The sequence below is a fragment of the Thiothrix eikelboomii genome, from assembly GCF_900167255.1.
Lineage (GTDB): Bacteria > Pseudomonadota > Gammaproteobacteria > Thiotrichales > Thiotrichaceae > Thiolinea > Thiolinea eikelboomii.
Window position 1 is genome coordinate 218,477 of sequence record NZ_FUYB01000004.1, and the last position, 13,119, is coordinate 231,595.

Consider the following 13,119-nt stretch of genomic DNA (forward strand, 5'->3'; position numbering starts at 1 on the left):
ATGCGGTTTTTATTTTAAATTTATTGAATTTTAAATTCATAAAACTATTGTATGAGCTAATTATCACATGAAATCAACTCAAACAGATAGGCTGATCGTCGGATTTATATAGAGTGGTTTTAGTTAGGCAAGAAGGCGGTTTGGCAAAGTCTTAGGGTAGGGTACTTAGGATTGCGTTACTCGGTGGCGAAATCTGCTCCACCGAGTACACTTAAGCAAGTCTTACATGCGCTCAAAGACAGCAGCAATACCTTGACCGCCACCAATACACATAGTGACTAAGGCATATTTGCCATTAATGCGTTGTAATTCATACAGTGCTTTGGTGGCAATGAAAGCCCCTGAGCAACCGATAGGATGACCTAAAGCAATAGCCCCACCGTTTGGATTGGTTTTGTTCATGTCTAAGCCTAGACCGCGTGAGACTGCAATAGCTTGAGCTGCGAAAGCCTCATTAGATTCAATCACATCCATTTGATCTAAAGACAAGCCCGCTTTTTTCAGCGCTTGCTTAGAGGCAGGGATCGGACCTTCACCCATAACATCGTTCGGGACACCCGCGACGGCATAAGAGACTAAGCGTGCGATGGGTTTTTGGCCTGCATTCGCCGCCACATCCGCTGCCGCTAAGACAAAGAAAGCAGCGCCATCATTAATACCAGAGGCATTACCAGCAGTTACTGTGCCGTCTTTCTTAAAGGCTGGGCGCATTTTCGCCAAAGTTTCAACGGTTGTATCGGCTTTAACATGCTCATCAGTGTCAAAAATTACTTCACCTTTACGAGTTTTCAGCGTAATTGGCAGAATTTGTGATTTAAAACGACCTTCTTTAATCGCATTGGCGGCACGGCGTTGTGATTCAGCGGCTAAGGCATCTTGCTCTTCACGAGTAATACCCCATTTGGCGGCTAAATTCTCAGCAGTGATACCCATATGGCCGACACCAAAAGGGTCAGTCAAGGTGGCAACCATCATGTCGACCATTTGTGTATCGCCCATGCGTGCACCATTACGCATCGCCGTTGAGAGATAGCCAGCGCGTGACATAACCTCAACGCCACCACCAATCCCATAGTCATAGTCACCGAGCATAATGCCTTGTGCAGTCGTGACAATCGCTTGTAAGCCAGAGCTACATAGACGGTTCACTGCCATTGCAACAGATTCCATTGATAAACCTGCTTGAATGGATGCAACCCGTGCCACATAAGGGAAACGAGATTCAGTAGGGATGGTATTACCTACTGTTACATAATTGATTTGTGCAGGATCAACACTAGAACGTTGGACTGCTTCTTTCATGACTTGACCCGCTAATTCAGCAGGTTCTATGCTGCTTAAACTTCCGCCGAAAGCACCAATAGCAGAACGTACCGCACTTAATACAACAACATCACGACTCATTACACTTCTCCTTGCATGGGTTATTCTGGACCCTTCCTCAACGCTTGCACAGCATAGCCGAAAAACTTGCGCATTGCAGCAACTAAGCATAGCGCCTCACCATTATCTATCGGCCTTGCGGTTAGCTTAAAGCCGTATAATTGGAGCGTACAAAGCGCGGTGCTTCTGCCATCACAAACGACTTAAATTCGCGGGCAATCGGTGATAAGCGTTTACCTTTACGCATCACTACATACCAATGCCGCCGAATCGGGAAGTTTTCTACCTCCAAAATCACCAAGCAGCCACTGTCTAATTCAGGCTGAATGGTATGCATGGAAACTACTCCTAAGCCTAATCCTGCCCCGACTGCATGTTTGATGGTTTCATTGCTGCGCATTTCGAGGGTATTTTTGTAGCTCGCCTGGTATTTATGTAAATGGCGTTCAATCGTACTGCGCGTCCCTGAACCTTTTTCGCGTACAATAAAACGCTCAGCCACTATCTCGCTTAAGCACAAGGCTCGCTTGAGTGAAGCCAGTGGATGCGTTGCAGCTGCAATCACGACTAAAGGGTTTTCCATTAAACGCTCAGATTGTAAGCCGTGTCCTTTGGGAGGCTCACCCATAATGACCATATCCGGTTCATGGTTTTCTAATTGATTCAACAGCGTATTCCGATTGCTCACATCCAAGGTAATATTAATATCTTCGTGTTGCCGTGAAAATTCGGCGAGTAGTTGGGTGACGAAGTAATTAGCCGTGGTGACAACCGAAATAATTAAATGTCCCCCTTTCGTGCCTTTGAGTTCTTTCATGACCCCTAACATATCATTGTGGGCTTGTAGTACGCGGCTGGCATAGTTTTGCACCTCTTTCCCAATCGGGGTGAGACACATTTTTTTCCCTTGGCGCTCGAATAAAACCAAGCCACTTTCATCTTCTAATTGCTTGATTTGCATGGAAACAGCTGGCTGAGTCATAAATAGCTTTTCCGCCGCACGGGTGTAGCTCTCGTATTGTGCTACTGCTTCAAAAATACGGATTTGGCTGAGTGAATAAGGCACAGGCTATTTCCTTTCAAAATATAAGTATTGCTTATGTTTGCATATTTCATTATTGAGTTTTAATTATAGCTTCTGTTTGCCATACTAGGCTATCAACACAGTTTGATAGTTGTTTAAGCAAATTTTTCATTAAGCTCGTTGGAGGCATTACTTCATGGCCGTTAAAAACTACAGTGCAGGTGTTAAAGAATACCGCGAAACCTACTGGATGCCGGATTACACTCCGAAAGATACCGACATCCTCGCTTGCTTCAAGGTGACACCTCAGCCCGGTGTACCGCGTGAAGAAGTGGCTGCTGCAGTGGCTGCAGAGTCATCCACGGGTACTTGGACGACGGTCTGGACTGACCTACTCACCGACTTGGATTATTACAAAGGTCGTGCTTATGCGATCGAAGATGTACCGGGCGATGACACCTGCTTCTACGCATTCGTGGCTTACCCGATTGACCTGTTTGAAGAAGGCTCAGTGGTCAATGTCATGACTTCTTTGGTTGGTAATGTCTTCGGTTTTAAAGCTTTACGTGCACTGCGCTTAGAAGACATCCGCTTCCCGATTGCTTATGTGATGACCTGTAATGGCCCGCCACAGGGTATTCAGGTGGAACGTGACATCCTCAACAAATACGGTCGTCCGCTGTTGGGTTGTACTATTAAGCCGAAGCTGGGACTGTCTGCTAAGAACTACGGTCGGGCCTGCTACGAAGGTCTGCGCGGCGGTCTGGACTTCACTAAAGATGACGAAAACGTTAACTCACAGCCCTTCATGCGCTGGAGACATCGTTTCGACTTCGTCATGGAAGCGATCCACAAAGCCGAAGCCGAAACTGGCGAGCGTAAAGGTCACTACCTGAACGTAACTGCACCGACTGCTGACGAAATGATGCGCCGTGCAGAATATGCGAAAGAAATCGGTGCGCCGATCATTATGCACGACTACATCACTGGCGGTTGGGCGGCGAACACTCAATTGGCGCAATGGTGCCAAAACAACGGTATGTTGCTGCACATCCACCGTGCCATGCACGCGGTACTCGATCGCAACCCGCACCACGGCATCCACTTCCGCGTTCTGACCAAGATTTTGCGGCTGTCTGGTGGCGACCATCTGCACTCCGGTACAGTCGTGGGCAAGCTGGAAGGTGACCGTGAAGCCACCTTGGGCTGGATTGACATTATGCGTGATAAATACATCAAGGAAGACCGTTCACGTGGTATCTTCTTCGATCAAGACTGGGGTTCGATGCCGGGCGTATTGCCGGTCGCTTCCGGTGGTATCCACGTCTGGCACATGCCTGCACTGGTTAATATCTTTGGTGATGATTCCGTCCTGCAATTCGGTGGTGGCACTTTAGGTCATCCTTGGGGGAATGCAGCCGGTGCTGCGGCTAACCGTGTCGCGGTTGAGGCTTGTGTCGAAGCGCGTAATATGGGACGCGAAATCGAGAAAGAAGGTAAAGACATTCTGGTCAATGCCGCCAAGTCTAGCCCTGAACTGAAGATTGCTATGGAGACTTGGAAAGAGATCAAATTCGAGTTTGACACTGTTGACAAGCTTGACGTTGCGCACAAGTAATTGTTGTTTACTACCCCCATCCCCAACCCTTCCCTCACAAGGGGTGAAGGGAGCAAGGGAGGGATCTAAAGCTGAATTTCAGGAGTACATCACATGAGTGATATGCAAGACTACCAATCAAGCTTGAGCGATGCAGGTAGCCGCAAGTTTGAAACTTTCTCTTATTTGCCCGCGATGACGGCTGAGCAGACCCGCCAACAAATTCAGTACATCGTGAATAAGGGTTGGAATCCGTCCATCGAGCACACTGAGCCAGAAAATGCTTCCGGCAGCTATTGGTATATGTGGAAACTGCCGATGTTCGGCGAAACCAACGTTGATGCTATTTTGGCAGAACTCGAAAATTGCCATGCTGCCCACCCGAACAACCATGTTCGCTTGCTGGGCCTGGATAATTATGCACAATGTGCGGGTGCTTCGATGGTTATCTATCGCGGTAAGACGGTTTAACTATCGTAGGGGCGAAAAATTTTTCGCCCCTACTCCCCCACAACAGGAGTTCAGTTTATGTCCACAAAACCCGATCGCTACGTTGGTATTGACCACGACATCAATGGTGGCATGACCACGATTGGCAAAATCATCCGCGATGCGTGGGTATTTGATCTGATCCCTGAAACAGAAACCTGTGCCAATTGGAACCTAGCCGGGATTGATGCTTTGCTACAAAAGGTCAATGCCGAGTGGGACAAATATGGTTGTTTGGTTAGCCGCCTGCCTCCTGAGTTGGCAGCACGCCATCAACAGATTCACGATGCCGCGATTGCCAAAGCACGCGCTGCAGGTTGGTCGGGCGAACACGAAACTGATGACGAAGATTAAAAGCTTCAGCGAATTTAAGAGGATTAGCCATGTCTGCAGCCGTTGACCCAAACCAGTACATCGTAAAACAAGAACCCTATTACCAAGCCGTCGGTGACGAAATTGCGCTTTACGAAGCTGCCTACAGCGCCCGGATGCCGATGATGCTCAAAGGCCCGACCGGTTGCGGTAAATCACGTTTCGTCGAACACATGGCATGGCGGCTGAAACGTCCACTGATTACCGTAGCATGTAACGAAGACATGACCGCTTCTGACTTGGTAGGGCGTTTCTTGCTCGACAAGGACGGCACGAAATGGCAAGACGGCCCGCTGGCAACGGCAGCACGCATCGGCGCGATTTGCTATTTGGATGAGGTCGTGGAAGCGCGGCAAGATACCACCGTCGTGATTCACCCGCTGACCGACCACCGCCGTAGTTTACCGCTGGATAAAAAAGGCGAGCTGATCGAAGCGCACCCTGATTTCCAATTGGTGATTTCTTACAACCCCGGCTACCAGAGCTTGATGAAGGATTTGAAGCAGTCCACCAAGCAGCGTTTCGGTGCGCTGGATTTTGATTACCCGCGTGAAGCGATTGAAGTCGCCATCGTTGCCAAAGAATCCGGCGTGGATGAAAAAACCGCCGCCAAATTGGTACAGATTGCGCATCGGGCGCGTAACTTGAAAGGTCATGGGCTGGATGAAGGCATTTCCACCCGTTTGCTGGTGTACGCCGGGCAATTGATCGGCAAAGGTATTGCGCCACACGCCGCTTGCACCATGACGATGGTGACACCCCTAACCGATGACCCGGATATGCGGGACACGCTGAATGCGGCGGTGCAGACGTTCTTTGGGTGAGAGAGAAGAAGACCCCATCCTAACCTTCCCCCGCAAGGAGGGAAGGAACAAGAGGCACATCCCTCTTCCGTCTTGCTCCCTTCACCCCTTGCGGGGGAAGGGCTGGGGATGGGGGGAAAGGTTCGGAGTGCCAGTATCAACAGGTAAGCAACTATGGCAATCCATCTTGAAGAGTATCGGGAATTTCTCGAAAAAATAACGCCACGGGTGCGTGATGTCCTCGATGGTTCGTACCAAGAAGCCACGCGGGTGATGTCGCCAGTCGGATTGCTGGATTATCTGGACGGTGCAAAAGCGATCCAGAAACTTGGTCGCGGTGAAGACCTGCTCATCACCTATTTGCAGGAAATGCCGCTGGTTGCCAAAGAATGCGGCGAAGACATTATCCCCGATGTGGTCACCTCCGCGATGAAACTGTCGTCGATGGTGTCCGGCGAAGTCATTACCCTGATGCTGTCCAGCCTGCCCACTGCGTCACGCCATCTGGGGGATGCCGAACTGGTGCGTGGCTACCTGACCTTCATCCACCAGTTTTCCTCGACGGCGGCACGCGGCTTGCGCCCGATGCTCAATCACATGGATGAATTGCTCTCCAAGCTGACTTTAAGCGGCTTGCGGCGTTGGGCGAGTTTTGGGGCACAAGCCTACCGCCGTGACTTCAATAACCTCACCCAATATTTTGATCTGGAATCGGCAGATAGCCGCGCTACGTTGCAGAAAGAACGCCGTGGGGTGTTATTCGTGAAAACCCAGCGCAAACTGAATTTTTACCTGCGGGCATTGTGGGGACGCGATTTCTTCCTGCGTCCGACGGGTGCGGATTACACCGATTTTCGCCCCTACATCGAACACCGCATTTTCCATCTGCCGGATGCGGTGGATGATTTGGGCGATATTCCGGGGCTGGAATTGTACCGCGCTACTGCCGCGCACATGGCGGCGCATTTAATGTATACCCGCAAGGCATTGTCGGCGGAACAGCTTAGCCCTGCGCAACTGTTTTTCATCGGTTTCATGGAAGATGCGCGGGTCGAATACAAGGCGACGCAAGCTTTTCCCGGCTTGAAAACCTTGTGGAGCCGCTTGCTGACCTCACACTATGACGGCGCGGTGGAACACCCGACCATGCGTTTGCTGGAAAACATCGCCCTGATGTTGCTGGATGAGCAGGTGAAAGGTAAGGGTGATGAAGCAATCAGCGCGTTCGTGGCGAAATTCCACGCCAATATTGCGGAAAAACAGGACGATGGACAGTTCTCGTGGTTGATGGGTGTCGAGCTTTACAACCTGTTTGCGGGGCGGCGTGAAGTGCCGAGCTTGCGGATTCTGGAGCGCATCCGCATCCCGTTCCGCGATGACAACCGTTATGTCTGGACGATGGAGGAAATGACGTGGGATGTCGGGTTTGAATACGTCCCCGCCAGCCAGCGTCAGGTACGTCGTCAGGTGAGCGTGATGGAAATGGCGAACGAGGTTGACTGCGAACTGGCAGGCGATGACGCGCAGGAAATCTGGACGTGTGCCACCGAGATGTACCCTTACGAGGACGATCTGGAAAATACCCAAAGTTTCAACCAGATGTGGGGCAAAGAGCCGGTTTCCGAACCGTTCCACTACCACGAATGGGATTACCACATCCAGTTGCATCGCCCGGACTGGGTGACGGTGTACGAACGCCGCCAGCAACGCGGTGATCCTGATGATATTCGAGCCATTATCGACGCTTACCGCCCGGTGGCGCACCGCATCAAGCAAATCATCGACTTGCTAACGCCCGAAGGCGTGCAACGCCAGCGCGGACTGGAAGACGGCGACGAAATCGACATCAATGCGGCAGTGGATGCGATGATTGCCATCCGCATAGGCCAACAGCCCAACCCGCGTATTACGATGCGCAATGTCATCAAAAACCGTGATCTGGCGGTGGTGGTATTGCTGGATTTGTCGGAATCCACCAATGAAGCTCTGAAGGGTTCAGACAAAACCGTACTGCAATTGACCCGTGAAGCCTCCACGTTGGTGGCGACGGCGATTGAAGGCATCGGCGACCCGTATGCGATTCACGGCTTTGCCTCGGATGGGCGGCATGATGTGCAGTATTTCCGCCTGAAGGATTTCAACCAGCATTTTGATGATGAAGCCAAAGCGCGCTTGGCGGGAATGAAGGGCGGGCTTTCCACCCGCATGGGGGCTGCATTGCGCCATGCGGCATACCATTTACACAAGCAACCGGAACGCCGCAAGCTGGTATTGCTGGTGACGGATGGCGAACCGGCGGATATTGACGAACGCGACCCGCAGCATTTGCGCTTTGATGCGAAAAAGGCGGTGGAAGAGCTGTATGCCACGGGCGTGCAGACGTATTGTTTGACGCTCGACCCACACGCGGATGATTATGTGAAACGGATTTTTGGGCAGAATAATTACACGGTGATTGACCATGTGGATCGGTTGCCTGAGCAATTGCCGGTGTTGTTTGCGAGTTTGACTAAGTAGGACTGATGAGATAAGGGGACTGCAACACACCCATCTGCCGCCTGATCAAATAGCAGAACTGGGACAGCGTTATGACCAATGGGTAAACCACGGTTTGCTGGTCTTTCCTGAATTGCCCAAAACCCGCCCCAAACAAGGAAAAGCGAAGCAGCATCCTGCCAGAAACCTATTGTGTCGGTTGAAGGACTTCAAGGATTCGGTGTTGCTGTTCCTCCAGCGGTTTGACGTGCCTTTTGACAACAACTTGGCTGAGCGGGCAGTACGCCCTATGAAAGTCAAACTCAAGGTGGCTGGAGGCTTCCGGGCAATGGGGGGAGCGGAGGCCTTTGGTGTCATCTGATCTACCCCGCGAATAGATGACATACTGAAATACGACAGTGTTGAGGTTTTAACATCTGCGATGCAGCGTTTGGATCTGTTGAACGCGGCTGGTATTTTTAGAGCCAATCCACCTCCCTTCACTGACAGTAAAGTCAGAGTTCACCAAATCAAGTCACTCAGTAATGAACAGCAAGTGATGTTTGTCAAATTGCGCCTACAGGCAATTTTCGATCAGTGTAAGCGCTTAGGCACTACTGCCTCCGGCACTGAGTTACGGCATGTAGTTTTTCTGGACGAGGGTCACAAATATTTCTCAAAAGAGCCAGATGACATTATTAATGTCATTGCCAAAGAAGCACGTAAATTCGGCTTAGGGCTGTGGTGTGCCTCTCAATAGCCTACAGAGTTTCCTGAAGCGTTTTTGACGAATGTGGGTGCGACCGTGCTATTGACGATCCATTCACGTTATTGGGAAACCGCCCGGCGTCTGAATGCGGATTAGTGAGGAAACGTTACGCTTTACTCGGCCTAAGGAAGTGATTGCTGTAAAGTTCCAACGGGACGGTCAAGCCGATCCACCGTGGCAGAACACATAGTCACCAACCCGAACAATTCAGCGGGGGTGGTGGCGATGGTGGCTGGGTAGAAGCAGTTTTCTGGAGTCTGGTGAGGCTGCCTGATGGCAACTGGATGAGAGGAACCTTATCTTGAAAAGTCGCGGGTCGGAATTTTTAACGTGCCGCATTGATATTGATAAGGTTGTCACTGGTTCGACATGGACAAACCATGTAGCTTGGACTTGCTAACACCTAGTTGGCTACAAAAGACCATAGATGACCGATACGGCATGCACGCCACGGCGATACACGAGCCTATACAAGCGAGGCAGCACAGCTCAAAACGACACAAACCACGCAGTTGCAGTTGGCGGATGTGTTGGCAGGCAAACAATGGAATGGGATGAGCAGGTTAGTTGCTCGATACTGTTATGCCTATTGGATTTGAGGCTTCAATCGCAGTAAGTACCCCTGTGTACAGATCAATCCCAACGGAAGGAGCCTCGATAGATACAATCAGCGAGTATCTGGCTTTTTTGTCATACCGCTCAAGCTGGGTTCTGGTTCGCCACCAGCCCATCGCAGGGTAAACAGCGATATGCCCACGGTCAGCAAGTTCGGCGGCTGTACCTGACCAAATATCTTTGTGTACGGAACCCTTGTGTCTGAAATCTCCGAATAACCAGTTCGGATCACTCGGTGCTTTGCTGGTTCCCTCCTCCTCGTCGTGGACTGCGCGGCTGAGGCGGTTTTTGAAGTCTTTGATGGATTCAGTAGGGCGTTTCACTTCAAAGCGGAGCTGATGACTGGGATAGCGGTACTTGCTGGAAACATTACGGCTTGAGGGATTGGACTCGATGAAATAGGACAGAGTGACGGTCATGGTGACTTCCACCTCGCCCAATGCCTGAAGTTGCTCCTTCGGCCAAGGCAAATCATGCAAATGCATATCCCGTGTGGAGGAGTCTTTGCCTTTCCTCTTCTCGAATGGCTGGAGTTCATCTTCAACGATCATCGCCAATGAATTTTGCATACTCCAGAGTGCTTTACCCATATTGGGCACGCCATAACCGACGCAGCGCACCAAACGTTTAGCATTTTGTTTATTGGTCTTTCTGCTATCCCCAAACTGGGTTCTCATGGCATCTGTCCAGTCAGCAGAATGAACCATCAATGCCCGCACAGTCTCAGGCCAAAACACAGGGTATTGGGCATAAATCTCGGCTGCAAATTTGGCAGCCAATGCGGTTGCGGCACTGGTCGCTTCAAAGGTAGAAAAATACCGCTCATTCGGTTGATGGTGCGTAGTCAACAATTTCAGGCTATGCAAGCCAGCACAACTATAATCATCAACGCCAACATTTCCCCCTTCAAAAACCACTTCAGGCTTGATGGGCATGGATGTAGTCCATGTGATGGAGGTTGTGCTATAGGGACTCAAGCCACCTTGCGGAGCCAAAGGGCGGTAATGCCTTGCATCTTCTTCAGTAATGGTATTTTTACGGGTATAAGCACCAACAGTTAGTGCATTCCAAGCCTGCCCCGGATCGTGAATATCTTGTAGTTCATTGTGTTGTGGATACTCCTTCAAACGCACAAGGTCGTCGCCCGTGTTTCCAGCGCAGAGAACAATCAGTCGTGGGTTTAGATTTTCACCAAGGTAATCACAGGCCAGATTGTCTACCGTTGCCGACCATGCTGATGGTTTGCCTCTATCTCTGGAATCTTTGGCGGATAAGGCCATCGTATAAATTCGAGTACGGTCATATTGAGCGATTTCAGGCAGCGCGATGCCATCAGATGTGATGTTGCCAAGGTGCTTGCCCTCATTGTCACCAGAATGGCGTAGCAGCTTGACCGACTCAATGCGGTGATTCACCCTTCGCTGCTCATTGCTTGCCAGCGGTTCGGCCAAATCACCCCACAGGGCAAGCCCAGCCATACCCGTGCCGTGACCGTTATCGTCCGTAGGAGTCCATTCAGGGTTGACCGTGTGTTGATCGTTATCGTCGAGAAAAGGTTGCAGCAAGGGATGTCCGTTATTGGTTCCGGTATCCAGAATACAAATGTATGGTGAGTTTACGGCAGGTGGCACGGTACGGCTAATAAGGTCGTCTGCCCATTCCCTCTGGCTCAGAGGCTCCAAGGAGTCAAAAAACTCAGCCGTTTCTTTGGCCTTGCGCAGTTCAGAGATGTTGGATAATAACAAAGCTGAGGATGAGAGTTGCGCCCGGTTTGCCTTGATCAACAGGATGGAACGTTCAGGGAACTTAAGAGAGTCTTTAAGAGGATTTTCCGAAATTTGGATGCCTGCGTGTTGTGCAATGGTTTTGAAGTCATGAATGACGGCTGGTCTGTCACCCAGCACTGGTAGCCATACTTCCCACCAGATCACGGTTTCAGCATCTTTCGGGTACAAATCTGGCTCATCAGACCAGAGTTCTTCCAATGCTGCTTCCCTGATAGATTGAATGGCATCAATCAACTTGCGGTTGTCACACGGCTGCCCATTCTTGTTAGTTTTGTAGCTTAGGTAAGATTCCAGTTTTTTCTCAATGACAGCTAATTTTCCCGGCGGGACAAGGATCGTTGCCTGAATTTGAGTGCCAATGTGACGGACGTTCAGAAGCTCAATTTTTTGCCTCGCATCTGCAAGGCTTTCAAAAGCCATGTCAATGCCCGGAAAACTCTCGAATGTTACTTGTAAGCCAATGGGGGACTCCACTGCGAATAATGAAGCTTGTTGGGCTAATTGCGTTTGTCTTTGGGCGACTTGATTGAGTTGGTTTTTCAGGTTTGCAGCATGTGAGGAGCGGTCAAGAGCGGGTATTTGCGGGGATTTTCCTCCACCAGAACCGGGGTGGGTATATTTCTCAGGTTTGCCGTTTTTTCCGATAAAGATGTGTGGCTTAAGGTCTTGGTTGTCCGCCATTAGATTCCTTTTTCTTCCAGCAAGCTGTTGCGCATTTCCCGACGATCCATGATGGCTGTTTCCAACATCGGCATGGTCACTTTCTCATGGTCATGGATCAGCAAATCTTTCACCGCCTCATCTGCTGCTCTGGTTATTTCTGCACTACTTAATCCCAGCGTGATAGCAGGGAGTTTTTTCCACGCAAAATTCTTGGCTACAAATGGCTGCAAGCGGTTTTTGAACAGAGTGATGATCTCTTCCTCTCCGGGTAGCTCATACCGAATCACGTCATCAAACCGCCGGAACAGTGCGTGATCAAGGATCTCCATATGATTAGTTGCACAAACAATCAGGCTATTGGAGTGATCTTGCTCAATCATTTGCAGAAAGCTGTTCAATATCCGGCGTGCTTCACCAACATCATTGCTTATGCTTCTTTGTGAACCTAGTGCATCAAACTCGTCGAAGAAGTAGACACCTCGCACGTCATTTATCGCATCAAAAACTTGCCGCAACTTGGCTGCCGACTCACCCATGAACTTGGTTATTAAAGCATCAAGTCGCACCTGGAACAATGGGTAGTCAAGCTCACCAGCAAGAATGGAGGCTGTAAATGTCTTGCCTGTTCCCGGTGGGCCAACCAGCATAATCTTACGTCTTGGTGATAGACCATGATTTTTTAGCTTGGTCATGAAGCGTTGCTCATGAATCAACCTTGCCAGCTTGAGCTTAATTTCTTCTTTTGCAATCAGGTCTGTAAGGCGGTGTTTAGGGTGGGAAGTGGACAAGAGACCAGCAGAATCCTGAACACCTCTGGAAATGAATATAGGGCTGTTTTTATTGGCATTTTTCTTGGCCTTTTCAACGATATTCCTTAGTTCCTGAGCCAGCAGTCCATGCCCATTTCTGGCTTCGTGCGCAGCAACCTGTAATGCGACAGACAAAAACCTGTCGTCATCCTTTTCCAGATGCGAGTACACAAGTGCCTTTAGTTGCTCTGAGCTAGCCATGATTCTCTAAGTTAATGTTTATTAAACAAATATTAAATAAAGCGTTAATGATATTCACTCTGTTATTTTGGCACGTTTCAGCTTAATTTGCTAAGGCCAAATTGACTCATGGCGGAGTTTACTGTACTGAGG

Annotated in this window: 10 protein-coding genes and 1 pseudogene; 7 read left to right on the forward strand and 4 right to left on the reverse strand. The window is 49.9% G+C overall.

Translation table 11 applies throughout. The annotated features are described in order from the left end of the window. Positions 1–222: 222 nt before the first annotated feature. Positions 223–1,404 (reverse strand): acetyl-CoA C-acyltransferase family protein, encoded by a 1,182-nt coding sequence (locus B5D50_RS06820; protein WP_078921837.1) that lies wholly within the window; start codon positions 1,402–1,404, stop codon positions 223–225. 121 nt (positions 1,405–1,525) lie between these two features. Next, positions 1,526–2,449: a LysR family transcriptional regulator gene (locus B5D50_RS06825; protein WP_143594278.1), complete on the reverse strand. Its 924-nt coding sequence runs from the start codon at positions 2,447–2,449 to the stop codon at positions 1,526–1,528. Between the two features lie 154 nt (positions 2,450–2,603). On the opposite strand from B5D50_RS06825, the gene B5D50_RS06830 reads away from it, so the two are divergent. The 7 genes and pseudogenes from B5D50_RS06830 to B5D50_RS06860 all read left to right on the forward strand — a co-directional run bounded on the left by B5D50_RS06830 (position 2,604) and on the right by B5D50_RS06860 (position 8,903). Next, positions 2,604–4,025 carry a form I ribulose bisphosphate carboxylase large subunit gene (locus tag B5D50_RS06830; protein ID WP_078921838.1) on the forward strand — a complete coding sequence of 474 codons (1,422 nt, stop codon included), beginning with the start codon at positions 2,604–2,606 and terminating at the stop codon, positions 4,023–4,025. Positions 4,026–4,118: 93 nt separating this feature from the next. Then, on the forward strand, positions 4,119–4,475 hold the full coding sequence (locus B5D50_RS06835; RefSeq protein WP_078921839.1) for a ribulose bisphosphate carboxylase small subunit: 357 nt from the start codon (positions 4,119–4,121) through the stop codon (positions 4,473–4,475). Positions 4,476–4,532: 57 nt separating this feature from the next. Further along, on the forward strand, positions 4,533–4,847 hold the full coding sequence (locus B5D50_RS06840) for a hypothetical protein (protein ID WP_078921840.1): 315 nt from the start codon (positions 4,533–4,535) through the stop codon (positions 4,845–4,847). Positions 4,848–4,876: 29 nt separating this feature from the next. Next, positions 4,877–5,689 (forward strand): CbbQ/NirQ/NorQ/GpvN family protein, encoded by an 813-nt coding sequence (locus B5D50_RS06845; protein ID WP_078921841.1) that lies wholly within the window; start codon positions 4,877–4,879, stop codon positions 5,687–5,689. A 153-nt stretch (positions 5,690–5,842) separates the two neighbouring features. Further along, complete coding sequence (locus B5D50_RS06850) at positions 5,843–8,185, forward strand: nitric oxide reductase activation protein NorD (RefSeq protein ID WP_078921842.1); 2,343 nt, start codon at positions 5,843–5,845, stop codon at positions 8,183–8,185. A gap of 22 nt (positions 8,186–8,207) precedes the next feature. Then, positions 8,208–8,522 (forward strand): annotated as a pseudogene (locus B5D50_RS06855) (IS66 family transposase); the annotation flags it as partial. A 63-nt stretch (positions 8,523–8,585) separates the two neighbouring features. After that, a complete protein-coding gene (locus B5D50_RS06860; protein WP_078921843.1) occupies positions 8,586–8,903 on the forward strand; it encodes an ATP-binding protein in 318 nt (105 codons plus the stop codon). 572 nt (positions 8,904–9,475) lie between these two features. On the opposite strand, the gene B5D50_RS06865 is transcribed toward B5D50_RS06860, so the two are convergent. Beyond that, complete coding sequence (locus B5D50_RS06865; protein ID WP_078921844.1) at positions 9,476–11,995, reverse strand: S8 family peptidase; 2,520 nt, start codon at positions 11,993–11,995, stop codon at positions 9,476–9,478. Next, complete coding sequence (locus B5D50_RS06870) at positions 11,995–12,987, reverse strand: AAA family ATPase (protein ID WP_078921845.1); 993 nt, start codon at positions 12,985–12,987, stop codon at positions 11,995–11,997. The genes B5D50_RS06865 and B5D50_RS06870 overlap by 1 nt, the downstream gene beginning before the upstream one ends. Positions 12,988–13,119 lie beyond the last annotated feature (132 nt).